This is a genomic window from Enterobacter sp. BNK-8, from assembly GCF_048685095.1.
Taxonomy (GTDB): Bacteria; Pseudomonadota; Gammaproteobacteria; order Enterobacterales; family Enterobacteriaceae; genus Enterobacter; species Enterobacter quasiroggenkampii.
In genome coordinates, this window is record NZ_JBLQTN010000001.1 from 3,307,794 (window position 1) to 3,332,159 (window position 24,366).

Genomic DNA, 24,366 nt, shown 5'->3' on the forward strand with positions numbered 1-24,366 from the left:
CGTGGCGGCAATGGACGATCTGGATAACGCCCTCGACTCGGAAAGCGGCTACACCGGCGCGCGTCGGATCGTGATCTTCTCGCTGCTGATGTTTGTGGTGCTGGGCGTCTGGGCGTGGTTTGGCGTGCTGGATGAGGTGTCAACCGGATCGGGGAAAGTGATCCCCAGCTCGCGCGAGCAGGTTTTACAGTCGCTGGACGGGGGGATCCTCACCGAGCTGAACGTCCACGAGGGCGATCAGGTGCAGGCCGGACAGGTGCTGGCGCGGCTTGACCCTACCCGTTCCGAGTCAAACGTCGGCGAAAGCGCGGCGCGCTACCGCGCCTCTCTGGCCTCCAGCGCCCGCCTGTATGCCGAGGTGAACGATCTGCCGCTGAAGTTCCCTCCTTCGCTGGCGAAATGGCCGGATCTGATTGCCGACGAAACGCGGCTGTACAACTCGCGCCGCGCGCAGCTGGAGGATACCCAGCGGGAGCTTCGCGCCGCGTTAGATCTGGCGAATAAAGAGCTGGCCATTACTCAGCGGCTGGTGAAGACCGGGGCCGCCAGCCACGTGGAGGTGCTGCGCCTGCAGCGGCAGAAAAGCGATCTGGAACTGAAGCTCACCGACGTGCGTTCGCAGTATTACGTCCAGGCCCGCGAGGCGCTCTCCAAGGCCAACGCGGAGGTGGATATGGTTTCGGCGATCCTCAAGGGCCGTCAGGATTCCGTCACCCGTCTGACGGTAAAATCCCCGGTGCGCGGGATCGTCAAAAACATCAAGGTCACCACCATCGGCGGCGTGATCCCGCCCAACGGCGAGCTGATGGAGATTGTGCCGGTGGACGATCATCTGCTGATTGAAACCCGCCTGTCGCCGCGTGATATCGCCTTTATCCACCCGAATCAGGAGGCGCTGGTGAAGATCACCGCCTACGATTACGCCATTTACGGCGGGCTGCACGGGGTGGTCGAGACGATTTCGCCAGACACTATTCAGGACGAGGCCAAGCCGGAGGTGTTTTACTACCGGGTATTTATCCGCACCAGCCAGGATTACCTGGTCAATAAGGCGGGCAGGCATTTCTCGATTGTGCCGGGGATGATTGCTACGGTGGACATTAAGACCGGCGAGAAAACGGTGCTGGATTATCTGATCAAGCCGTTTAACCGGGCGAAAGAGGCGCTGAGGGAGCGGTAGTCAATCGCCGGATGGCGGCTTCGCCTTACCCGGCCTACATTGTAAAGCTCAGCGGGACGTGGGGAGGGCATCAGACCGCAACATCGCCCACTGCCCCGGTGTTTTACCGGTCCATGCTCTGAAAACCTCAATAAATGCGCTGACGCTGCTGTAGCCGCAGGACAGCGCAATCCACCCTACCGGCTTCCCCGCCGCCAGCCACTCCATTGCCTGCATGACGCGCGCCAGCTGCCGCCAGTTAACAAAGTTCATTCCGGTCTGGGCACTAAACCGACGATTGAACGTACGTACGCTCATCCCAGCATGAATAGCATGACTCTCGACCGTCTGGTTATCATCGACAAACTGCAGCAAATGGCTGACCACGTTCTTCAGACGCGGATCCGTCGGCACGGGCAGAGAAAAGTGAATCAGGCGCGTCAGGGCAAGCTCATCCAGCAGCAAAGTCAGCTTTCGCGGATCGTACTCGTTCTCTGCACCACATAAACGGGAAAACAGTGCATGAGTGAGATCGTCGGGCTCGAACAGCGCGGGTGCATCGGCAAGCCCTGCACAGCAGGCGGGGTCAAGATAGATGGCGCAGCCTTCTATTGCGCTTTCAGAAAAGGCGGCATGCTGCTGACCTGGCGGGATCCAGCCGATGTGTTTTGCCGGTACGACCGAGCGCGCCTGCTGCGTCTCAATGACCAGCAGACCCGTTGCAATACGCCACAGCTGGCCGGTGCGATGACTGTGCCACGGTGTTCGATACCCGCCGGGATGACGGAGCGTTTCAAAACTGACCATCTCATTTTGACCGAAAATCGTTATTCATCGACCTATTACAGAAACTACGTCTTCGGCTGTCAAGGATAATGGGGACTCAACCACATAAGGAGCCCATATGAGCATTATCACGTCCCTGGTAGCCCAGCCTGATAACGCCGCGCAGCGCGAAAAAATGGCGTGCCTGCTAACCCGCTTATTCAACGGCGATATCGATCCGGCAGAGGTATTTACGCCCGATTACCAGCAGTTTACGGACGGTCACGCCCTTGACTACCGGAGTTTTATTCAGCACCTGAACCACGTTCGCTCGCAGATCCGCGCGCTCGCCTTTACCGTGGCGGAGATAGCCTGTCATGACGAACTGCTGGCTGACCGGCATATCGTGACGGTCACGTATCCTGATGGTCGTCAGGCAGAGATAGAGGTTTACCTGTTTGCCGCACTGCGTGAAGGGAAAATCTGGCGGATCCATGAAGTCACGCGAGCCCTCAGCGGCGATGCTTCAGATCGCACCCTGGCACACGCGACAGAATAACGTCACTCCGCCGGGCGCGGCGCGGTACGGCTAAACACCTCAACATACCGCGTAAATTTGCCGATAAACACCCCGGCAAACAGCCCGCCGGAGACAATCGCAAGGGCGCTGATGGCGGGCTGCTGCAGCGTCTGCGGCGCGATGGCGCTCATTACCCCCAGCACGTATTTCACCGCGAACGCCAGCATCATAAACGGCAGCGCGGTGTAGTCAGCCTGGCGGCAAAGGGTGCGCGGCGCGGCGGCGCGAGTTACCGCCGTCGGGCGAATCAATGCGTAACCCAGCGCAGCGCCAGCCAGAATGCCCGCAAGCCACATCGACAGCGTCGCGACGCTGAGAGAGCGGTACATCACCAGATCGTAAATATCCCATAGCAGAAAAATGGCCGGGATTATCGCCAGTTTTTCCAGCGTGACCGTGGCGGGCCGGCGGGCCCGGAGCCCACGAGAAACCAGAAACACAAACAGCACCCAGACCCAGATGGGGGTGTGCGTCAGAATACCAGTCAGTTGTTCGAACATAGCTGTTTACCGTGGGCGTCACGCGGCCGTTATCGCGCGGGATAAGTATTGCGCAAAATAGCCCGCGCGCAATCCCCACTTTTGTTACTTGAACGTCACGGTAAAGGTGGCTGTCGCACTGTAATCCCCAAGCTTCGGCGTCGTGGTCGTCCATATAAACCCTGCGTGATAATCATGCGTGAGCCGGTCTCCACCGATCGTTCCTATCTCCTGCGGCGTGTTCAGCGTAATGCGCGGCTCCATCAGGCTGCTGGCGGAAATGATAAAGCCAAAGCCGCTGTCTGCCGCGGGCATGATGATTGCCCCGTCTTTGACCGTATTCGTCGAGCTTAACGTCATCAGCAACGTCTCTCCCGTGCAGGTTTTACCGCTGGCTTCACGCGTCAAATCGACCTGTAGCGTAAAGGGTTTTGTTTTTTCAATCTTACCGGGCGTCGCCCAGCTGCCGTTGATGACGCCAAAGTCGAGGGTATCGGGTACCAGCAGCACTTTTGGCGTGCAGGCCAGAAAGGTGATTTTATCCAGCCCGGTAATGGTCAGGTTAAAGTTACCGTCCTGAGTCACCGTGCCGCCTCGCAGACCGCCGACGCCATCTACCTGGAAGAGCGACAGGCTGACATCCCCCATCACTTTGCCATTGGTGGCCGCCGGAAGGCCGGTGGTTTTGATGTAAACCTGATAGGTGAGCGTGAACGTCTGCGGGGCCGCCGGGGAGAGACAGCCTTTGTTGCCGTTAGGGCGGCACACGGTACCTGGACCAATCTCTATTTTATCGCCTTTCTTCAGCTTGTAATCGACGTTCCTGAAGGTGATGCCAATTTCCAGAGAGTTGTGCACGTTTTTCACCGCATCCTTCGGATCGAGCCATAAATAGGCGCTCTCGCCGTTTGGATAGGCGTCCGTGTCAGAGCAGGTAAACGTCGCCGTGATTGGTGACGATACCCATATTTTGGTGTTGGTGCCGAAGTCACCGATCGACGCTTTGATGATGCTGTTAATGGCAACGTACTGGCTCACCGAGCCCTGGGCTTTACAGGTCAGCGCCATAACGGTGGAAGAAAACAGGCCGAAGCAAAAAATCACCGCGGCGTACAGCATATGTCGTCCCTGAAATTGCATTGTCCTCTCCTTTATCGACAAATTGCGCTGATCTCGCGATAGCCCGCGGTATCCTGTTCTCGCCGTTCCTCATCCGGAAGCTGGATGCGACACTGTTCGTCATCCCCCTCCCCCCAGCGAATGGCGATCGCTTCGCCCGGCAGCACGCCTGAAACAAAAATATCCCCGTCAGGCCCGACAATGCCGTTGTTACGCTCGCCCCGGCTGTAGGCCTGCGCGCCAACCGGCGGCACGCTGTTGTCGGGTCGTTTGCTGTGAATCAGCACGCTGTCGCCCCGATATGTTTCAAACGTCACGCGCGTAATCGCGCCGCGGGTAGGGACGTTATTCTGGGTGGCAACAGGCACGTCCAGCCCCTCCGGGAAGTCCTGGGTGTTTAACGACCAGGTATTGTTGCGATAAGGAATCGCATACGGGGCAACGGCATAGCCCGCAGCGTCGATCCGCACTCCGGCCTGATTCTCTACCCTCACCCCCTGCGCATCCTGAGCCTCAATCAGGGTAAAGGTACTGCCCGGTGGCTGGGACAGCGTCACGCCGCCAGCGTGAGCAAGGATGCCGCCGCTGAGGTTCATGCTGCTTTGCTGCACATCTTCCGCTCTGGAATAGCCCAGCCACAGATTTCCGGCGCCCCCCTTGTAGCCCATGCTCAGATCGCCCGCCGTCCCCTCGGCATCGTTTTGCTGCATCTGCATGGCATAGCTAAGGCGGTTATCCTCAAGCAGGGAGCCACTCAGCCCCGCGGAGGAGGACACGTTTCCGGCACGATCGGCGTGAAGGTCTGTCGTCGCCGTCGCCGGGTGGCTGCCAAAGCTGAGCGGCAGGGACAGGCGCAGGTTAATGCTGCTGTCATGTGCAATGTAGTGGTTGCGCGTATTCTGGTAGTACAGACTCCAGGTCACATTGCCCAGCCGTGAGGTAAAGCCAGACTGAACCGTGGTATCAGAACCGGCATCCTGCCAGTAGCTTTGCTTGCTGAAGGTGAGATAAAGCTGGCTGATCTCACCTATCTGCTGGCTCATTGAGATATCCAGCCGCGCTTTTTTGGTTGCGTAGCGGCTGTCGTAATGGATTTCAGGCTTTGACGCGACCCAGTCAGGGTTATCCTGATCGGCGTCATCCCAGTAATAGGTTTTATATCGGCCATTATCCCAGCGGCGACGTTCCTGAACCGACTCCTGGAAATCGTAATAACCGGACGAGGAGTAACGATAGCCCGCCACCTGGAAATCGGTGCGGGAATCGAGAAAGGATTTCGCGTACAGGAAGCGAGCGCTCCCCCCTTGCTCATCGTCGCCACGCGCCAGCCGCGTGTCGGATAACGCCAGATCGACGGACACCGCGCCAAAATGCCCCATGTTTTTGCCCACGCCCATCGCCGCGCTGCGGTAGTGTTCCGCCGAAAGCAGGCCGCCAGACAGGGTCACCGTATCGCTCATCCCTCTGGCGAGCTGGCTTTCAACAAACGCAGGGGCATAGCCGTCGGCACCGTCATGATATTTTGCGGCCGTGATTTCATAGTTCCACTGCCCCTTGCGAACCAGTCCCGGGAGCACGGTATAGGGGATCACCAGATTGGTTTTCCGTCCGTCGGTTTCAATGATGGTGACAAACAGATCCCCGCTCTGACTGACCGGTACAATGTCATCAAACGCGAACGGTCCCGGCGGCACGTTGGTAGAGTAGATCAGATACTTATTCTGTCGAACCTCCACGCGGGCATTGCTTTCCGCCACGCCTCTGACGACAGGGGCATAGCGCGACTGGCTGTCTGCACGCATCATGGGCTCCGAGGCCAGCTGCACCCCGCGAAACGGAATACTGTCGTAGAGGGTTGTTCCGGTACTCCCTTGTCCCAGCAGCAGACGACTCCTGATTGACGGAAGCGCCCTTTCAGCCCACGACGAGACATTTTTCCAGTGGCCCGTTTCCCCATCCCGCTTTGTCAGGTTCGCCATCTGGCGCAAGCGCCACGCCCCTATATTGATGCCGTTATTCAGGTAAAGGTAGGCGTACTGGCTGTTTTGCCCGTCGCTTCTGATGGTGTTCGCCGCCAGGTTGTAGTTCACAAAAGCGGCATTGATGCCCTCGTCGTAACGCGTGGAGGGTACCGTTCCGCGCGGTTGCGTCAGCATATTGAGCTGGGGAACCTGAATATCCAGCCGGTGCTCGGTCATCGTAACGTTCATGGACGCCCCCGCAATCCGGCGCTCGAGGGGATAGCACGACTCGTCATCGTCAGCGGGAAGAGCGACGGACCACGCGCGCAGCCGATCGGCGCTAATGCACGGGTGCAGCGCGCTGTCGGGCTTATCGCGGACGATCTCAACGTCACGCTGTTCAACGAGCTTTCGGTTAACGTAAACATCGAGGGAATAGGTTCCGGGAATAATGCCGGAATCAGGGTCGATCAAATTAATGAACGATTGCTCGCCCGTTCCATGAAAAAATGCGGTGTTATATTCACTTTGCGCCAGACATTCGCTGCCGGAAACCAGTAAAGAGGTAAGCGCGCACAGGGGGATCCATGTTCGTTGCATAATGATTCATCCATGACATTATTTAATAATCTGCAACGGTGGGCTTAGTGCATTTTCACGTCGGCAACGCCGCCGTAATCGTTAATGTACGTTAAGCCAACCACCCGCGAGCCTTTGGGAAAAGGAATCGTTTCGCTGCCAAAGGGAGCGATCATCGGGGCCGTTATTTTTTGTTCTTTTCCCTGCGGGGTTTTAATAATTAACTGGCTCAGGCTAATATGCAGAGGCCTCGGATTGCTGACGACCAGTGCCTCACTGCTTTTCGTCAGCGTTAACTGACCTATCTGCTCGTCCAGTTTTGCCTTCATCCCAACCGGGCGATAAAAAAGCTTAAGGCGCGTTCGAATCGCCAGCTGCATCACATTAGGCTCGCTGGCCCGGGGCGGTATTTCCTGAACGTTAATCCAGTAAACGCTTTCTCTGTCGGTCGGTAATCCTTTACCGGAATAGATAAAACGTAACACGGCGGATTGATCGGGTTTCACCTTCATAATAGGCGGCGTCACCACCATCTCTTTTCCGGGCTTGTCTGAATCTTCGTCCAGCCAGGTCTGGATAATATAATTTTTTTGCGACGCGTTATGCAGCGTTAACGAGGCCGATTTATTCTCACCGGAATAAATCACCCGTGAACTTTCAATCTGAATAGCTGAAATAGTCGATGCGGAGTACAGCGCAAATAGCGCAATAATAAGTGACTTCATCATACCACCTTAAAAGCAGGCCCGAAGGCCTGCTCCTGTTATTGTTGAACAATGGTGAAGGTGGCCGTTGCGTTTGCTTCCCCGGTGGTGACCGCATCTTTGTTATAGGCGTAATAGTTTGCTTTCAGGAAGAACGTCCCGCTGCCCGAGGTGTCGCCTTCAGCAATGGTGATGCTGGCATCGGATTTATCAAGGGTTTTGGATAAGGTAATGTTCTGGTCGGAGATATCTTTAATCTGAATCCCCACCCCTTTTGCCGTGGTGCTGGCGGTCGCGTTATCCAGGTCCAGCACGTTCGGCTGACCGGACGGGCTGACGCCGTCAAGAACCAGATAATAGGTGCCCGGCTGACAGCCCGTCAGGTTAATGGCAAAGCCCACCTCCGGACCGTTGGCATCTTGTTTTAAGGTTTCCATCGGAATAGTTCCCATCGGAACCGTAATTTCGGCAGTGCTTTCCCCGGAGAGCTTGCAGGATGATGAGCCAATTTGCCCTACAAATTTTAACTTACCGTCTGCCGCATGGGCAAAAGAGGTAAAAAGCCCCAGGGCAACCATCGCCGCGCAAAGAGATTTCAATTTCATATACAGCTCCTTCTGTTTATACAACATATTATGAATAACAGTGCATCGTTTCTACCTGAATACTACACCCGCATAAAACGCTTCATTTCCCGGCGGACGTTATGTAACCTTTATATCCGTTGTCAGATAATGATAAAGCCCGGTAAGACTCTCAACCTGGAGTTTGGAATAAATGTTACGCCGGTGAATACTGACCATTTTCTCACTAATATCGACCTGCCGGGAGATCTCTTTATTACCTTTCCCTGTAATAAAAAATGGCATCAGGTCTAATTCCCGGTGGGTGAGATTTGAATTTTTCTTAATCATCGCCCAGGTTTTATTGGTCACGGATTTTGAAATAATCTGGCCAGCCTTATCTTTGACCATAAAAGTGCTGAGTTTATCAAATGATTCGCTGTTATCAATTAAGATATCCGCAACCGAGTCCAGCAAAATATTTTCAGTCACTTCCACAATTCGCGCATTAGTCGTAATAATAAGTATATTGTCAAAAACATTCTGGCGCTTCATCTTTAACAGTAACAACAGTAAACCGTGGTCAGCAATATAATAGTCAATGATTATCGTGACCGGTGATCTCATTACCATCGTGCTCAGCGTTACGCTGGCTTTTTCAAATGCTAAAAACTTCAGTTCCTGCTTATCTCTCTGGCAATTTTGTATGATTTCACTCAACCCAATTCTGAACCAGACATTATCAGATACACAAATAATCATCATCCGTAACCTTATACTGATCCATGTATAACATTCCGGGAATAGAGCCTGTGAAGTGATTTAACCCTGAGCGAACGCTAAAAAATCATCCAACGACTGCGCTTATTCCATGAGACATTATTCAGATCAAAATGAATGAGATGCAAATAAGAATATGGGCAACAAGTGTAAGAGCAATCCGAAAAAGGATAATACAAAAAATGCTTTTCTTAGAAAAAAAGCATTAATAATTAATGAGTTAGTTAATGTTAATTTTGGTATTACTTTTCGAATACAATCCAAAAACATGGCCCGGGTATGATCCTGCGCAAGTTAACGTGAAGTTCCTGATCTGCATTTTCAGCTTCACCGCTTAAATAACGTCCAGAATCATACCCCGCCATTCTGTCATAAAGAGGCTTTCAGGCGTCGAACGGCTTCTTTCAGCTCTTCATCCGTTGGCGTGACAAACGACATGCGCAGCGTCGCTGGGTCTGGCTCATTGCAGTAGAAAAATTCGCCCGGCACAAATACCACGCCGTTACTTAACGTTTTTTTCAGCCAGCGGGTGGTGTTCATGCCGTTGTTCATTTTCGCCCACAGGAACATGCCGCCCTTCGGCTTGTGGAACGACATCACGTCGCCCAACTCGGCTTCCAGTTCCGTGGCGAACGTCTGGTATTTCTGGCGATAGGCTTCGCGGATCGTTTTAATCTGATCGGCCAGACGGCCGGTCTTCAGGTACTCATACGTCATCAGCTGCGACAGCGTGCTGGTGTGCAGATCGGTGGTTTGCTTCAGGTTCACCACCGCGCGCTTCAGCCATTCCGGCACCACCACCCAGCCTACGCGCGTGCCCGGCGCGAGGATTTTAGAGAAGGTGGAGGTATACACCACGTTTTCTTCGTTGCCGATATCTTTGGCATGGGCAATTAACGGGCGGAAGACTTCATCGGTATAATTAATTTCGCTGTACGGATCGTCTTCAATGATCACGAAGTCATAGCGCTTCGAGAGTTCCACCAGTTGCTTACGGCGCGCTTCGGAAAGCGTGACGCCGCCGGGGTTACCAAATGTTGGAACGATATAGACCGCTTTGATGGCTTTTTTGGCCACCAGCGCTTCGAGCTCATCCACCTTCATGCCGTCGCCGTCGGTGCCAACGGATTCAAAATTCGCCTGCGCCAGGCCGAATACCTGCAGGGCGGCGAGATAGGTTGGACGCTCGACGACAACAATATCGCCCGGGTTAATTAACGCGCGCGCCAGCACGTCGAGGGACTGCTGTGAACCGGAGGTTACGACCACGTCATCCGCCTTACAGCGAATGCCTCGCCCCTCGCAAATGCGCTGAATCTCTTCCCGCAGTCCCGGTACGCCTTCGGTCAGGCCATACTGAAACGCCTCGCCAAAATGCTGAGATAATACGGCATCAGCTGCGATTTTCAGCCCTTCGCGATCGAACAGATCGGGATTAGGAATACCCCCGCCCAGCGAAATGACGCCGGCCATTTTGCTGTGTTTTAATAATTCACGGATGGCAGATGATTTCAGGCCCTGCGCGCTGCTGGCGAGTTTACTCACGGACATTCTTTGCTTACCTTCTGTTTTTATAGTGTGCTCAATCTTAGCAGAATATGGGCGATAAATTCCGTCAGCTTAGGCAGTGGCCGCAAATCCTGGCGCCACAGTAGATGCACAGGCCTTGGCGCGGGCGTGAACGGTTCCATTACCCGCACCAGTCTGCCGCTTGCCAGTTCTTCCGCCACCAGCACTTCCGGTTGCAGCAACAGCCCCGCCCCGGCTCGCGCCGCCATGCGTAAGCCGTAGCCGTCGTTACACCGTAATACGGCATCCCGTTTCCAGCGCACCTCCCCTTCCACGCCCGGCAGCCGCCACTCGTTGCGTGCCGTCCACACCGTGTGCGAAAGACAGAGATGATCCACCAGATCGTCTGGCGTTTGCGGCGTGCCGTGTCGCGCTAAATAGTCCGGCGCGGCGCAGATCACCATGTTGTAGGGGCACAGGTATTTCGCCACCAGATCGTCGTTGCGAACGTCGCCAATGCGAATGGCCAGATCGACGCCCTCCTCCACCAGATCGACCATTCGGTTGGTGAGATCCAGCTCGATGCGTACCTCCGGGTAGCGCTGTAAAAAGGTTGCCGTCAGCGGGGCGATCACGCAGCCGCCAAACGACGTGGGCGCCGTGACGCGCAGGGTGCCAGACGGCGCGGCGCGCAGCCGTTCAACCGCGCTTTCGGCAATCACGACCTGCTCCAGCACCCGCTTCGCCTCGTCGAAGTAGACGCGTCCGGCATCCGTCAGGCTCTGGCGGCGCGTGTTACGCTCCAGCAGGCGGGTGCCAAGCTGGGATTCCAGCAGCGCAACGTATTTCCCCACCATTACCGCCGACATCTCCAGCCGCGCCGCCGCACCGGTGAAGCTGCCACTTTCCACCACGGCAATAAACGTCTCCATGCTGCGGAGCTTATCCATATTCCAAACCTCTGGTTAGCAATCTTCTAACTTTAGCCGAGTTTATCCGCATTTTAATTTATTAAAGAATGAAGGCTCACAACATAAGGAGTCGGCTATGAAAATCGTCATTATTGGTGCCAGCGGTACGGTCGGTCGTGCGGTAACGGAAGAGCTGAGTCGTCGCCACGAGGTCATCCGCGTCGGTCGCACGCAGGGCGACGAGCAGGTGGATATCACCTCGCAGTCAAGCGTTCAGGCGCTCTTCGAGAAAATCGGCCAGGTGGATGCGATTGTGTCCGCCAGTGGTGGCCTCTACTTTGGCCCGCTCGCGACCATGAAAGACAGCGACTTTAACCAGGGGCTGCAGGATAAACTGCTGGGGCAGGTGCGCCTGGCGCTGACCGGCCAGCACTACCTGAATGAAGGCGGCTCGATTACGTTGATAAGCGGGATCGTGGCACACGAACCGATTGCGCAGGGCGTAAACGCCACCACGGTGAATGCCGCGCTGGAAGGGTTTGTTCGCGCCGCAGCCTGCGAACTGCCGAGCGGGATCCGCATCAACCTGATCAGCCCGACGGTGCTCACCGAATCGGTCGACACGTACGATGGCTTCTTCTCGGGCTTCGAAAGCGTGCCTGCCGCCACGGTGGCGCAAGCCTATCGTCGCAGCGTGGAAGGCGTGCAGACCGGGCGCGTATACAAGGTCGGCTACTGATCCTTGCGGGCGGCGATCAGCACCAGCATCGGGCGCTCCGCCTCTTCGGCCAGCGCGGGCCAGACGTCAACCTGCGCCTGCGTTGGTCCCCACTCGTTGACGTTGCTTATCGTTAATCCGGCCCTGATGAGCGCGTTAAGCGTGGTGCCCAGCGTGCGGTGGTATTTGATCACCCCGTCCGCCAGCCAGTTGCTGACGCGCTGGCCTTCGTCCTGATAATGATTCACGCCCCAGAACCGCTCGCCGTTATCGTCGGTGAGCCAGCCCTGACGCGAGGCGCAGGTGTAAATGGGGTGCTCCATCGAAAAGACCAGGCAGCCGCCGGGCTTAAGCGCGCGCTGAACCTCGGCAAATACCGTGTCCAGTTCCGGCAGATAGTGCAGCGCCAGCGAGCTGTAGACCAGATCGACGCTGTTTTCGTCGAGGCTGAGAGAGTCCAGATCGCTACGCTGATAGTGAATCAGTGGGTCCGCGGTAAGCTCCGCTGCGCGGGCGAGCATCTTTTCTGAGATATCGATCCCCGTGACGTGAGCAGCACCCAGCTCGCGCGCGGCGCGGCAGAACCAGCCGTAGCCGCAGCCGAGATCGACAACCGATTTACCGGTTAAATCGGGCAGCAGGCTTTTCAGCGCGGGCCACTCCGGCGCGCCGTCCAGCCCCTGCACCGAGCGCGGAAGCTGGGCGTAGCCTTCAAAAAACGCCGGGTTGTCGTAGATGTTTTGTGCCATGGCAGATCCCTCTTTAAGAATGTGCACAGCAGTATACTGCATTGTCGGGTGGCGGCTTCGCCTTACCCGACCTACAAAATCTCCGAACCGTAGGCCGGGTAAGCGCAGCGCCACCCGGCACCCCATTAGCCCACCGTACCCCAGACCAGATTTCCTTTATGGAACGTTGCGGTACGCGGGGAAATGCGCGCCACGGCTTCGGCGGAACAGGAGGCGTCCACCAGCACAAAGCTGGCGTCATCCTGCGCTTTCGGCCACAAGCGCTCCCCTTTGTCATTCAGCGGCAGCACGTCGCCGGTCGCAATCCCCAGCGCGCGGGAGAGCGTCTGCTCGTTCGGGCGGATGTAGAGCTGGGCGTAAAGATTGGCTTTCTCCAGCATGTCCCCCAGACCGTACGGCGACCAGTGGTCGATCACGCTGTCGGTGCCGGTCATCACAAACACGCCCTTGTCCCGCAACTGCTTCAGCGGCATATGCAGGGTGCCAATCGGCACGGTCGAAGCGATGGTCACCTGCTGCGCCGCCATGCGGGTGGCGATCTCATCCACCTGCTGTTCGTTGAGCGTCGCCAGCGCGAAGGCGTGGCTGATGGTGAGTTTCCCCTTCAGCGCCGGCGTTTTCTCCACGGTTTCGACCATGTAGTTCACCGCCGCCACGCCCGCCGGGCTGGTTTCGTGCAGGTGAATGTCCACCCCTTTGTCGTAGTCCAGCGCAATCTGGAACATCAGATCGAGAGATTTCTCCATCGCGCCGTCAACGTTGGTTGGATCCAGCCCGCCCACGTAGTGCGCCCCGGCCTGCATCGCCTCGCGCATCAGCTTTTCAGAATTCGACAGCAGCAGCCCGTGCTGCGGGAAGGCGACGATTTCGCAGTCAAAACCAGGTTTGCGGCGCGCCAGGACCGCCTGCAAATTTTCCAGGTTTTTCAGACCGGAAACCGGCTCAATGTTGCAGTGGCTGCGGGCGATGGTGGAGCCTTTCGACTGGATCAGGTCGATCAGCTTTTCCGCACGCTCCTGGGTGTAGGGCTGCAGCTCAGGCAACAGCTTCTGTTCCAGGCGGATCATATCCTGAATCGTGGTGCCCGCCGGGCGGTTGAGCGATCGCCACGGGCCGCCGTAGAAGGTTTTATCCAGGTGGATGTGCATGTCGCGCATTGCCGGGAGCATCAGCTTGTTGCCCGCATCGTAGTGCGGCAGCGTGGCGTCGGCGTGGCGCTTGTTGTCGTGCAGGGCGACGATCTTCCCGTCCTTGATCTCCAGCGTTTTCAGCTCGGTACGGGTGCTCGTCGCCACGCCGCCGTCGAAGTTAAACCCGGCTTCGAGCAGCACGTTGTCCAAATAGTAATGTTTCGCGGTGATATTCATAGGCTTACCGGTCTCGCAGAGTGGCTTTGCGGAGTCAGCAGCATACGCGACGGATCCGGTCGCGCCAAACAGCGCGCAGGCGGTCACCATTTTGCCGCTCTGGCTGATAAATTGACGGCGGCTTTTGTGTTCACTCATCTCATCTTCCTTCATTCACAATATGGGTACCGGTTTCCCCGCGCAGCGCGGCGGGCAGGCAGTCTGGCGAGGTGATGATCACCCGCTTGCCGCCGTGGTGTAAAAATTCCAGCGAGGCGACGATTTTGGGCAGCATGCTGCCCGCCGGGAAATGACCTTCTTCCCTGTAGCGCGTCATCTCCGCTACGTTGACGGTGTCCAGCGCCTGCTGGTTTGGCTTGCCGAAGTTGACGCACACCTTTTCCACGCCGGTGGTAATCACCAGCACGTCGGCGCGGATCTCGCGTGCCAGCAGCGCGGTGGAGAGATCTTTATCAATCACCGCGTCAACGCTCTGGTAATCGCCCTGCTCAGTGCGCACCACCGGAATACCGCCGCCGCCCGCGCCGATCACCACAAAGCCTTTTTGCGTCAGGGTCTTGATCGCATCGGCCTCGACAATGCGCAACGGCTGCGGCGAGGCCACCACGCGACGATATCCCCGGCCCGAATCCTCAACAAAGTGCCAGTCCGGGTGCGCGCGCTGCAGTTCGTCGCGCTGCGCCTCGCTGAAGAACGCGCCGATCGGTTTCGTCGGGTGCGTAAAACCGGGATCGTTTTTATCCACTTCCACCTGCGTGACGACCGTAACCGCTTTTTGCTCCCCGCGCGCGGCCAGGCGGTTGTTCAGCGCCTGCTGGATCAGGTAGCCAATGCCGCCCTGGGTGTCCGCCACGCAGTTTGCCAGCGGCGTGAGGGGAAGCCCCTCCCGCTCGTGGGCAATTTCAGCCCGGCGCAGATCCAGCCCCACCTGAGGGCCGTTGCCGTGGGTAAGCACGATGTCATAGTCGGAGGCCAACATTTCGAGCACGGACTCTGCCACCGCTTTAACCGCCTGCGCCTGATGTTCAACCGACTGGCTGGCGTTGTCTTTGATAATGCTGTTGCCGCCAATGGCGACGACCATAAGCTCTTTCATACGTGCTCCTTCGCAACAGTACCCGGCTCAGCGCTCGCCGCTTCACGGCTATCCAGCACATGCTTCACCACAAACATGCCGCCCATCATCAGATACGCGGTGACGAACATCAGCGAACTGCCTTCGGCAAAGCCCACGACCGGAGCGTGGATCACCCCGAACAGCGCCAGCAACGCCCCACCCGCCGCAGCCACGGCACCGCGCAGCGGTTTGTTAATGATGGCGAAAATGGCGATACAGCCCCACAGCATGCTGGCGAGCGGTGCCCCGTTCCCCAGATGGACTAATCCTTCGTAGTAGATCCCTTTGCTGTGCAGCACGTCGGTGCCGATTTTGGCGGCATTCGTACCCGCCGCGCCCATCACGCTGTTCATCATGGTCAGCGCCCAGTTGGCGATCCACGGGAACAGGCAGATGAAGATCACGGGCACTTCCACCTTCGGCGTTTCCCTTACCACCTGATTGGCGGTGACCACGCCGATAAACACCAGAATCGGCACGATGGCGGTCATCGGAATGATGGCGAGCATAAACGCCCCCAGCCCGAACAGCGGCACGATGAACATGGTCACGCCGGAGGCCAGCGTGTAGCCGATGCTCGCACCCATCGCTTTCCAGCCGGGATGGCCGACGTAGACCGTCACCGGGAACGGGTTCCCCATCAGACAGCCGAGCATGGAGGCCAGACCGTTAGCCAGCATGACTTTACGCGTCGGGTATTCATCCCCCGCCGCGTGGGCGCTTTCGATGTTCTCCAGGTCAAAGATGTAGTTCGCCAGACCCAGCGGTACGGCAGAGGCAAGATACGGTAGCGCGTGCGGCAGCCCCTGCAGGAAACCTTCCACGTGCACCTGCGGCGGGTTAAAGCCGAAGGATGACATGGAGGCTTTGATCGCCTCCGGGCTCTGCAGGCCGGAGATCCACGCCAGGGCCGTGCCGGCAATCAGCAACAGCAATCCGGTTGGGATGCGGGCAAAGATCGGCTTTTTACCGAACCAGTTGATGAAAATCAGCAGCAGCACGATAAACGACACGGTCGGCGCCTCGAACGCCTGCAGCATCGGGTTCATCGCCAGCAGCAGCAGACCCAAACCGGACAGGCACGACAGCAGCACGGTGCGCGGGATCATCTTGCGGATGGTTTCCCCTAAAAAAGAGCCGCCCGCCAGGATCATCGCCTCAACAAAGCACCACACCAGGCCAATCTGGATGGCGAACTCCGCATCACCGGTCTGCTGATAGACCGGCATCAGCACCAGGAAGGTCACGGTAAAAATCGACGGCGCGCTCGGGCCGGACGGCAGCGCGGTGACGTCCGTGCGTCCGGTGGCGCGCGCCATCTGCATGCCAAACCAGGCGTAGCAAATACTCGCGGTCAGCACCGCCAGCCCGAAGGCTGGCGCAATGCGTCCATAAACAATCTCCTTCGGGATGCCGACGACAAAAATGAGCAACCCCATCATGGTCAGCAAATTGGTCAGGTTGTTGGTCATCAACCCGAAATACGCCGCCCAGTCACCTCTTTTCCACTCCAGTTTCATGTTTTTCATGGATGCATGCCTTATAAAAAGTAGCGATCGCGGAAGGTCAACAGCGCCTTTTCAAAACAGCTAAACGGCGGGTGAACGATGCCCGCCCCAATCATGCCGATGCCCGCATCTTTATGCGCAATAGCGGTGTTAATTACCGGCAGAATGCCGCTGCCGGCGACTCTGGTGATGTCGATGGCGGTCGGGATCCCCATAAACGAGAGCAACGGAATAGTGACGTTCGGGTTTTCGCCGAGGGTGATTTCGCGCATCTGACGGGAGAAGTCGATAGCTTCCTCCACCGTGCCGCCCACCAGCGCAACGATCGCCGGGGCCGTCGCCATCGCAAAGCCGCCGATGCCGTAGGTTTCGGTGATGGCGCTGTCGCCGATATCCAGCCCGGAGTCTTCCGGCTTATAGCCCGCGAACATCGGGCCGATCACCTGCTGCGCCGGGCCGGTGAACCACTGCCCCGGAAGGCCGGAAACGCGCAGGCCGAACTCGTAGCCGTTGCGCGCCATGGTGGTAACCACGGTGCTGTATTCAATGCCGTGAGCGGCATCCAGGGCGGCTTTACACATCGCCATCCACGTCGGGCCGGAAAAGTAGTCGCTGCTGGCGACAAACTCGAACACCTCGCGCTGCTGCTCAACCGGATAGCCCGCCTGGATCAGCCCCGGGGTCAGCGCCTGGATCAGCAGCGTGGTGCCCGCGTTGTTGCGGTTGTGGCACTCGTCGCCCATGTGCAGCGCCTGGGCCAGCATCAGGCGCAGGTCGATTTCGCCGATAATCTTCATCGCGTCGCGCAGCATCGGGCCGAGCACGTCCCGCATCCAGTGCAGGCGGTCGATGACGCTCTGGTCGTTGGCCCCCATGCGCAGGATCTTCGCCATCTGCTCGCTGAGGTTGGTGAAGGCGCGGTTGCCGTAGGTTTTGTTCTCAACAATGTGCATAAACATCGACGCAGAGGTAACGCCCGCCATGGAGCCCACGCAGTCATGCTCGTGGCACGGCGAGAAGGTGATCTCCCCTGAGGCGGCAAGCCGTGCCGCGTCGTCCAGATCTTTCGCCAGCCCTTCAAACACCAGCGCACCGGTGACCGCGCCTTTCATCGCGCCACACATGTTTTCCCAGGAGACAGGCGGACCAGCGTGCAGAATGGTGGTGCGGGTCATCCCCGGCACGACGTTAATCGCCTGGTCATAGCCCACCAGCACCGGATGGGACTGAATAATGCGCTCAAGGGCGATTTGGTTGGCGGCGGCGATCTTCTCCGCCAGCGGTTTTTCCGCCAGCTGATCCAGCGCTTCAACCACCTGCATATTGCCCTGCCCCGGCGGCGTCCAGTCGAGCTGGGTGACGGGTACGTGCTGCTTTTTAAGATCGTCGCTGAACATCGCGATACCCACGTTAATGACGTTCAGCGGCTGGTTAAATAAGGTGGTCATTATGCGTTCTCTCCTTTGCAGACAAATTCGCGTGCCAGTAATCCGGTATTGGTGCTGCTGCTGGCCCAGATGACGCCTGCGTCGGTCAGCATCTGGCACTGCTGTGCCAGCGACTGCGGATCCTGATCGGTGCCGAGCACGTATCCGAGGATCTCAAGCGGACGGTTATCGGCCTTCGCGATGGCCTGCGCCTCTTTGATCGCGTCGATCATCACCCCCACCGGATCCTCGTGCGCGCCGAAGCCCAGCACAAAGTCCATCACGATGACGCCCACTTCCGGGTCGCGGGCTTCCTGCAGCAGGCGGCTGATGCGGTTGGTCGGGTCGATCATCGGGTGCGGCTTGCCGTTGGTGAAATCGTCGTCGCCAAAGTCGAGGAAGGTGTGGGCTTTACTGACGCTGACGTCCGGCAGGCGTTTAGCGGGATCCGGCTGGATATTGCTGTACACGTCGTCGAACTTCTCCAGCGCGGCAAACATCGCCTCGTCGCACAGGGTGCCGCCGCAGAACAGGCCGCGAATGTACTTCTGCTGCGGGGTGAGGCGGGCGCGCACCTCTTCAATCAATGGCCAGTTGAGCGGGTGCAGATCAAGGGACTCTTTTTTGATGCCGGTAAGCAGAACGGCCTTCAGCGCCGCCTCTTTGGTGCCGCGCGCGAACTGCAGTCCGTCCTCATCGGCGGGCGGTTCATTGCGGCCGAGGAAGCAAACCACCACCGGCTTGCGGCAGGCTCTGGCGCGGGCCAGCACCTTTTCTGCCACGGCAGGAGCCGCTGGTTTGGAGATCAGCGCGATAACCTGGGTGCCCTCGTCGGCTTCCAGCATGTCGATGGCGTCCAGCATCATCAGGCCGCCGATCTTCTCGCTAAGATCGCGCCCGCCGGTGCCAATCAGCTGCGACACGCCGCCGCCAAACTCGTGAATGCGCACGCTCAGCTCCTGGCTGCCGGTGCCGGATGCGCCGACAATGCCAATCGAGCCGCGGCGCACCGCGTTGGCGAAGCACAGTCCCGCGCCGTTGATGATGGCGGTGCCGCAGTCCGGCCCCATCATCAGCAGTCCTTTCTGGTGCGCCAGCTGCTTCAGCGCCAGCTCGTCGTCGAGCGAGACGTTATCGGAGAAGAGCATTACGTTGAGATCGTTTTTCAGCGCCTGACGCGCCTCGCGGGCGGCGAAGGTGCCATTGACGGAGATCACCGCAAGGTTGCTCTCCGGGCGATGGGTTTTAGCGCTGGCAATCGTCGCGTAGCGCGCTTCATGAGAGCCCGCGCTCTCTTTACGCGTGAACAGCGCTTCAATAGCGGCCAGCGTTTCATCATTCGCCGCGTCACCTTTAATGACGATCATCAGGTCGCCGTTTTTCGCCTCATTTAATTCCGGCGTTAACAGCCCGAGGTTTTTTAATACGCCCTTATTCATTTCCGTTGCCATGGCGACAAAGGCCTGTTCAACGCCCGGCAATTTATTGGCTTTAGTGGAAACGGACATTAATGACACGGAGTCAAAATAGGTGTTCTTTTTTATGACAATTTTCGTTGGCATTATTTTCTCCTGAAAGCGGATAAAAGGGGGCCGCCGTCGTGCACAATGCACGTCGGTAAAAAATGCTTTATTTAATTAGCGGCCAGCCGGGACGGGCTGACCGATTGTTTTACGCGCCCGCCGCCAGCAGCAGGTCGGCAATCTCAGTGAAGCCTTTCTCCCGCGCCAGTTCGAGCGGGGTTTTGCCGTATTTGTCGGTCATATGCGGGTTCGCGCCGTGATCCAGTAACAGCTTCACAATCTCTTGCTGTTTCGCACCGCCGTCGTTTAACACAATGGCTTCCAGCAGCGGCGTCCAGCCGACAAAGTTGGTGTGGTTAACGTTGATATCGGTTTTTTCCAGCAGCTCGCGCACGATCTCCACGTGCCCTTTTTCACTGGCAGGCGTAATGCCCACGCCGCCAAAACGCGTCAGGCGGTCGAGATCCGGATTCGCGGGTAATACCAGCCGCAGGAGGGTTAAATCATTGGTCAGGCAGCTAATGAGGAAAGGGTTAAAGCAGGTCTGATCCTGTTTATCAATATCTGCCCCGGCGGCAATTAAAAATTCTACGCAGGAATAGTGTTTTTTCAGGCTGGCAATCGTAACGGCGGTTCTTTTCTGGCGGTTAGTGGCGTTAATATCCACGCCTTTCTCCAGACAGGCTTTTAGCGCATCGCTATTGCCCTCTTCTGCCGCCAGCAGAAATTCCGTAACCAGTTCAGTTGCAGACATATTCAGACTCCCGATGTTTTTCTTTCTGTTGACCTGAGAATAGCAACAGCCTGGTCATAAAAGAATCCGCTTAAAAATGATTCATCGACAGTCAATTCATTGTTGAGTTAAATTCAACAGTTCGGTCAAAACGTGCGTCTGTGCAACCTTTTTCTTATGTTTAGCCGCTTTTTAGCGCGTCAAAACGCATTATGCTTATGTCTGATAAAGCCTTATGCACCAGGGCTTTCGGCAAAGCGTCAGAACTGTGATCGGCTTCAAATGCGTTGTAACAGCGTTGTTAAAATATGTTCAAAACTGATGTCTGACGGAGCCGTGATATGAATTCCATCTTTACCGAAGAGAACCTGCTGGCCTTCACCACCGCCGCCCGCTTTGGCAGCTTCAGCAAAGCCGCCGCCGAACTGGGCGTCACCACCTCCGCCATCAGCTACACCATTAAGCGCATGGAGACCGGGCTGGACGTGGTGCTGTTCGTGCGTAACACGCGCAGCATTGAACTGACCGAGTCCGGCTTTTACTTTTACCGCAAAGCCACCGACCTGCTTAACGACTTTTACGCCATCAAGCGCGGGATTGATACCATCTCACAGGGCATCGAGGCGCGGGTGCGCATCTGTATCAACCAGCTGTTGTATACGCCGCGCCATACCGCGCGGCTGCTGCAGGTGCTGAAAAAGCAGTTTCCCACCTGCCAGATCACCGTCACCACCGAAGTCTATAACGGCGTATGGGACTCCATTATCAACAACCAGGCCAATATCGCCATTGGCGCACCGGACACGCTGCTCGACGGCGGCGGAATTGACTACACCGAAATCGGCGCCATTCGCTGGGTGTTTGCCATCGCGCCGGCGCACCCGCTGGCGTTCGTTCCGGAACCGATAGCGGAAAGCCAGCTGCGCCTGTACCCCAACATCATGGTGGAAGATACCGCGCACACCATTAACAAGAAGGTGGGCTGGCTGCTACACGGGCAGGAGGCGATTCTGGTGCCGGACTTTAATACCAAATGCCAGTGTCAGATTCTGGGCGAAGGGATAGGTTTTTTACCGGAACATATGGCGCGGGAAGCGGTGGAAGACGGGCTGCTGGTGACGCGGCGTATCAATAACCCGCGTCAGGATTCGCGCATGCTGCTCGCCACGCAGCATGCCGCGACCGGCCAGGTCACGCGCTGGATCAAACAGCAGTTTGGCCCCCAGGGCGTGCTGACCGGGATCTACAGCGACTTACTCTGGCGTGCTTAGCTCTTACTCTGAACCCAGAAAGCGTGGATAAGACCCGGGATGTAGCCCAGCAGCGTCAGAATAATGTTGATAATAAACGCCCAGCCGAAACCTTTGCCCAACAGCACGCCCAGCGGCGGCAACAGGATGGTAAAAACAATACGCCAAAAACCCATATCAAAACTCCGTGCAAGCTAATCCATTGAAAATAATAAAGAGAACTATCTCTAAGCATAGCCAGTTTACCTGTCTGCGCCAGTTCTCTCCCCCGCGTTTACCCTCTTTTACGCTTTTGACGCTGGCGTAATGCGCACAATTACTTTAGCATTAACTTAATTAAGCAAATACTAAACTATCATGACCGAACTCGAACAGCTTCAGGCCAGCGCAGAGCAGGCCGCAAACCTTTTAAAAGAGATGAGCAATCCGCGTCGCCTGCTGATCCTCTGCACGCTGTGCGGCGCCCCCGGCACCAGCGCGGGGGAACTGGCCCGCGCGACGGGGCTGAGCCCTTCCGCCACGTCGCAGCATCTGGCGCGCATGCGTGAGGAAGGTCTGATTGACAGTACCCGCGAGGCACAGCGCATTCACTATTTCATTAAAAACGACGCGGTGCATCAGCTCATCAGCACCCTGAAAACCCTTTATTGCCCGTAAGGAGCCGCCATGTCACTTCCCCTTATTTCGCCGCGCGAGGCCAGCGCCCGCATCGCTGAAGGTGCAAAGCTGATTGATATTCGTGATGCCGACGAGTACGCCCGCGAGCATATTCCCGCCGCGCAGTCCATGCCGCTGGATACCTTACCCGGTGGACTTAAAACGCACGCGGGCGAAACGGTGATTTTTCACTGCCAGTCTGGCGCCCGCACCTCAGGCAATGCCGATCGCCTTGCGCAGGCTGCCGCCCCCGCTCAGGCACTGGTGGTCGAAGGGGGCATTCAGGGCTGGAAGCAGGCGGGTCTGCAGACTGACGAAGACAAAACCCAGCCGCTGCCGCTGATGCGTCAGGTGCAAATTGCCGCCGGGCTGCTCATTCTCTGCGGCGTGGTGCTGGGCTATAGCGTCTCCGGCGGCTTTTTCCTGCTCAGCGGCTTCGTAGGGGCCGGGCTGCTGTTCGCCGGTGTGACCGGTTTTTGCGGCATGGCGAGGCTGCTCAAGGTGATGCCCTGGAACCGTCGTACCTCATAAGCAGTAATCGCTGAAATACGCTGTACCCGCCGTCATACGTGGGCTAATGTGAAGATCGCTAAAACGATGAGGAGGTAATATGTTTTCTGTCGGTGATTATGTTCAACCGCGTAAAGGCGGCCCGAAGCTGAAAGTGCTTGAAGTGAATGGTGACAGCGTTGTGGCGGTACAGGCCAGCAATGAGCAAGGCGAGAAATATACCCTGAAAGCGGCCGATCTGGCGCCGTATACCGAAGACGGTGATTTCGGCGTCTGCTGAAAAAAATGCCGGGCGGCGTGTTCCGCCCGGTTTACCTGTTTAGATCAGAAAATCTTCCAGTGATTTGCCGTTTGCCAGCGCGCTGGCAATAGGCTTCGGCGTGCGGCCCTGGCCGGTCCACGTTTTCTCTTCACCGTTCTGGTCAATAAAGCGATATTTGGCATCACGCGGCTTGCGCTTTTTCACTGGCTTACCCGCCTGCCCCAGTTCAGAGCCCAGCAGATCGGTCGGTGAAATACCATCGGCTTTCATTCGTTCCAGCAGGGCATTAATTTTCTCCTGCTGCTCAGCCCGCTGCTGCTCTAATTCCGCCAGCTCACTACGTTTCTCTTCAGCAACGACCCTGACCTTTTCCAGCATTTCCTCAAGAACGTCCAGGGATAATTCGCGTGCCATGGCGCGCAGAGTTCGGATATTATTAAGATTCTGTAACGTCAAAGACATATTATTTGAAAACCTTCTCTTTAGGGTAAATAGATAAATCACCGACAGAATAATTCATTTCCGCTGAAATATCTACCCGCGGGGCGTCCCTGCCAATAGCGTAAATATGTTTTACTGCCACCCTTAATATTATCTTATAACGCCTGTGGGATACGCATGGATTCAATCACCCCATCAATATAAATGGTCATCCTTAATCAAAATTTCAGCATCCTGCGCTGCCCAAAAGCGGGTTGACGCCCTCGTCAGTGTGAAGAGATACAACTCTCTGATTTACATTAAAAAATCATCAAACGAGACACATTATAACGAAGCGAACAAAAAACCATCAATTTTAGAGAATTTTGTGGACAAAACGCGTTTAAATAAAAATTAATCACTAGTTGTTAGTTCAAACATAGAGATATACGCTATACACGTCAAACAAACCAACCTAAAGCACTAATCGCTTAGGGAAAATCGTTTCTTTTGTGTTCTTCTCAAGGAGTTCAGACATGTTCTCACCGCAATCACGCCTTCGCCATGCCGTGGCGGATACTTTCGCGATGGTTGTCTACTGTTCCGTTGTGAACATGCTGATCGAAATATTCCTCTCCGGAATGACCTTCGAGCAGTCACTTTCTTCTCGTCTGGTGGCGATCCCGGTCAATATTATTATTGCATGGCCTTACGGCTTATACCGCGATGCCGTCATGCGTTTCGCACGTCGTATCAGCCCCGCAGGCTGGGTGAAAAACCTGGCGGACGTTCTGGCCTATGTGACGTTCCAGTCGCCGGTTTATGTGGCTATTCTGCTGACGGTGGGCGCGGACTGGCACCAGATCGCTGCGGCGGTCAGTTCGAATATTGTGATTTCAATGCTGATGGGGGCGGTATATGGCTATTTCCTCGACTACTGTCGCCGCCTGTTTAAGGTCAGCCAGTACAGCCAGGCAAAAGCGTGATGTGAAGCGACTGGCGCACGCCAGTCGCAA

The 24,366-nt window shown here is 56.7% G+C and carries 26 protein-coding genes; 8 read left to right on the plus strand and 18 right to left on the minus strand.

Annotated features, from left to right (window positions below; genetic code table 11):
- The first annotated feature begins 10 nt into the window (after nt 1-10).
- A complete protein-coding gene (locus ACMGGU_RS15905; protein WP_086374946.1) occupies nt 11-1,180 on the plus strand; it encodes an HlyD family efflux transporter periplasmic adaptor subunit in 1,170 nt (389 codons plus the stop codon).
- Between the two features lie 48 nt (nt 1,181-1,228).
- On the opposite strand, the gene ACMGGU_RS15910 is transcribed toward ACMGGU_RS15905, so the two are convergent.
- Nucleotides 1,229-1,966, minus strand: a complete 738-nt coding sequence (locus ACMGGU_RS15910; protein ID WP_196346665.1) for an AraC family transcriptional regulator — start codon at nt 1,964-1,966, stop codon at nt 1,229-1,231.
- Between the two features lie 97 nt (nt 1,967-2,063).
- On the opposite strand from ACMGGU_RS15910, the gene ACMGGU_RS15915 reads away from it, so the two are divergent.
- Nucleotides 2,064-2,483 carry a nuclear transport factor 2 family protein gene (locus ACMGGU_RS15915; protein WP_196346664.1) on the plus strand — a complete coding sequence of 140 codons (420 nt, stop codon included), beginning with the start codon at nt 2,064-2,066 and terminating at the stop codon, nt 2,481-2,483.
- Nucleotides 2,484-2,485: 2 nt separating this feature from the next.
- Here the strand turns inward: ACMGGU_RS15915 and ACMGGU_RS15920 are convergent, their stop codons facing one another.
- The 8 genes from ACMGGU_RS15920 to ACMGGU_RS15955 form a co-directional block, all read right to left on the minus strand.
- The gene (locus ACMGGU_RS15920) at nt 2,486-3,004 is read right to left on the minus strand and encodes a DUF6622 family protein (protein ID WP_048029268.1); all 519 of its coding nucleotides are present in this window, start codon (nt 3,002-3,004) and stop codon (nt 2,486-2,488) included.
- An 84-nt stretch (nt 3,005-3,088) separates the two neighbouring features.
- Nucleotides 3,089-4,123, minus strand: a complete 1,035-nt coding sequence (locus tag ACMGGU_RS15925) for a fimbrial protein (protein ID WP_111967724.1) — start codon at nt 4,121-4,123, stop codon at nt 3,089-3,091.
- Nucleotides 4,124-4,134: 11 nt separating this feature from the next.
- Nucleotides 4,135-6,663, minus strand: coding sequence for a fimbria/pilus outer membrane usher protein (locus ACMGGU_RS15930; protein ID WP_420300724.1), 2,529 nt, complete (start codon nt 6,661-6,663; stop codon nt 4,135-4,137).
- A gap of 44 nt (nt 6,664-6,707) precedes the next feature.
- The gene (locus ACMGGU_RS15935) at nt 6,708-7,367 is read right to left on the minus strand and encodes a molecular chaperone (protein ID WP_420300725.1); all 660 of its coding nucleotides are present in this window, start codon (nt 7,365-7,367) and stop codon (nt 6,708-6,710) included.
- 38 nt (nt 7,368-7,405) lie between these two features.
- Entirely contained in the window at nt 7,406-7,951 is a 546-nt protein-coding gene (locus tag ACMGGU_RS15940) for a fimbrial protein (protein WP_045909280.1), read from the minus strand.
- A 99-nt stretch (nt 7,952-8,050) separates the two neighbouring features.
- On the minus strand, nt 8,051-8,674 hold the full coding sequence (locus ACMGGU_RS15945) for a LuxR C-terminal-related transcriptional regulator (RefSeq protein WP_063622322.1): 624 nt from the start codon (nt 8,672-8,674) through the stop codon (nt 8,051-8,053).
- Nucleotides 8,675-9,058: 384 nt separating this feature from the next.
- Nucleotides 9,059-10,240, minus strand: coding sequence for a PLP-dependent aminotransferase family protein (locus tag ACMGGU_RS15950; protein WP_325819528.1), 1,182 nt, complete (start codon nt 10,238-10,240; stop codon nt 9,059-9,061).
- A 20-nt stretch (nt 10,241-10,260) separates the two neighbouring features.
- The gene (locus ACMGGU_RS15955) at nt 10,261-11,148 is read right to left on the minus strand and encodes a LysR family transcriptional regulator (RefSeq protein ID WP_048029264.1); all 888 of its coding nucleotides are present in this window, start codon (nt 11,146-11,148) and stop codon (nt 10,261-10,263) included.
- A gap of 97 nt (nt 11,149-11,245) precedes the next feature.
- On the opposite strand from ACMGGU_RS15955, the gene ACMGGU_RS15960 reads away from it, so the two are divergent.
- Nucleotides 11,246-11,848: a short chain dehydrogenase gene (locus ACMGGU_RS15960; RefSeq protein WP_420300726.1), complete on the plus strand. Its 603-nt coding sequence runs from the start codon at nt 11,246-11,248 to the stop codon at nt 11,846-11,848.
- Here the strand turns inward: ACMGGU_RS15960 and ACMGGU_RS15965 are convergent.
- The 7 genes from ACMGGU_RS15965 to ACMGGU_RS15995 form a co-directional block, all read right to left on the minus strand.
- Nucleotides 11,842-12,576, minus strand: coding sequence for a class I SAM-dependent methyltransferase (locus ACMGGU_RS15965; RefSeq protein ID WP_420300727.1), 735 nt, complete (start codon nt 12,574-12,576; stop codon nt 11,842-11,844). The genes ACMGGU_RS15960 and ACMGGU_RS15965 overlap by 7 nt on opposite strands.
- A gap of 125 nt (nt 12,577-12,701) precedes the next feature.
- Entirely contained in the window at nt 12,702-14,081 is a 1,380-nt protein-coding gene (locus tag ACMGGU_RS15970; protein WP_420300728.1) for an amidohydrolase family protein, read from the minus strand.
- Nucleotide 14,082: 1 nt separating this feature from the next.
- Nucleotides 14,083-15,039, minus strand: coding sequence for a carbamate kinase family protein (locus tag ACMGGU_RS15975; protein ID WP_069720364.1), 957 nt, complete (start codon nt 15,037-15,039; stop codon nt 14,083-14,085).
- The gene (locus ACMGGU_RS15980; RefSeq protein ID WP_048226635.1) at nt 15,036-16,589 is read right to left on the minus strand and encodes a hypothetical protein; all 1,554 of its coding nucleotides are present in this window, start codon (nt 16,587-16,589) and stop codon (nt 15,036-15,038) included. The genes ACMGGU_RS15975 and ACMGGU_RS15980 overlap by 4 nt, the downstream gene beginning before the upstream one ends.
- Before the next feature lie 11 nt (nt 16,590-16,600).
- Entirely contained in the window at nt 16,601-18,016 is a 1,416-nt protein-coding gene (locus tag ACMGGU_RS15985; RefSeq protein WP_262805775.1) for a DUF1116 domain-containing protein, read from the minus strand.
- Nucleotides 18,016-19,557, minus strand: a complete 1,542-nt coding sequence (gene fdrA, locus ACMGGU_RS15990) for an acyl-CoA synthetase FdrA (RefSeq protein WP_420300729.1) — start codon at nt 19,555-19,557, stop codon at nt 18,016-18,018. Before fdrA ends, ACMGGU_RS15985 begins: the two co-directional genes overlap by 1 nt.
- A 109-nt stretch (nt 19,558-19,666) precedes the next feature.
- Complete coding sequence (locus ACMGGU_RS15995) at nt 19,667-20,272, minus strand: ankyrin repeat domain-containing protein (RefSeq protein WP_048029257.1); 606 nt, start codon at nt 20,270-20,272, stop codon at nt 19,667-19,669.
- A 320-nt stretch (nt 20,273-20,592) separates the two neighbouring features.
- Between ACMGGU_RS15995 and ACMGGU_RS16000 the strand changes: the two genes are divergently transcribed.
- Entirely contained in the window at nt 20,593-21,522 is a 930-nt protein-coding gene (locus ACMGGU_RS16000) for a LysR substrate-binding domain-containing protein (protein WP_248222183.1), read from the plus strand.
- On the opposite strand, the gene ACMGGU_RS16005 is transcribed toward ACMGGU_RS16000, so the two are convergent.
- A complete protein-coding gene (locus ACMGGU_RS16005; RefSeq protein ID WP_045909293.1) occupies nt 21,519-21,677 on the minus strand; it encodes a YqaE/Pmp3 family membrane protein in 159 nt (52 codons plus the stop codon). The two genes, ACMGGU_RS16000 and ACMGGU_RS16005, sit on opposite strands and share 4 nt — an antisense overlap.
- A gap of 181 nt (nt 21,678-21,858) precedes the next feature.
- Between ACMGGU_RS16005 and ACMGGU_RS16010 the strand changes: the two genes are divergently transcribed.
- From ACMGGU_RS16010 to ACMGGU_RS16020, 3 genes are all read left to right on the plus strand, one after another.
- Nucleotides 21,859-22,158, plus strand: a complete 300-nt coding sequence (locus ACMGGU_RS16010) for an ArsR/SmtB family transcription factor (RefSeq protein ID WP_420300730.1) — start codon at nt 21,859-21,861, stop codon at nt 22,156-22,158.
- Between the two features lie 9 nt (nt 22,159-22,167).
- Nucleotides 22,168-22,689: a rhodanese family protein gene (locus ACMGGU_RS16015; RefSeq protein ID WP_262766828.1), complete on the plus strand. Its 522-nt coding sequence runs from the start codon at nt 22,168-22,170 to the stop codon at nt 22,687-22,689.
- Between the two features lie 79 nt (nt 22,690-22,768).
- Entirely contained in the window at nt 22,769-22,948 is a 180-nt protein-coding gene (locus ACMGGU_RS16020) for a hypothetical protein (protein WP_048029253.1), read from the plus strand.
- Between the two features lie 39 nt (nt 22,949-22,987).
- On the opposite strand, the gene stpA is transcribed toward ACMGGU_RS16020, so the two are convergent.
- Nucleotides 22,988-23,392, minus strand: coding sequence for a DNA-binding protein StpA (gene stpA, locus ACMGGU_RS16025; protein ID WP_048029252.1), 405 nt, complete (start codon nt 23,390-23,392; stop codon nt 22,988-22,990).
- 494 nt (nt 23,393-23,886) lie between these two features.
- Here stpA and alaE point away from each other — a divergent pair, with 494 nt between their 5' ends.
- Entirely contained in the window at nt 23,887-24,336 is a 450-nt protein-coding gene (alaE, locus tag ACMGGU_RS16030; RefSeq protein ID WP_023617655.1) for an L-alanine exporter AlaE, read from the plus strand.
- Nucleotides 24,337-24,366 lie beyond the last annotated feature (30 nt).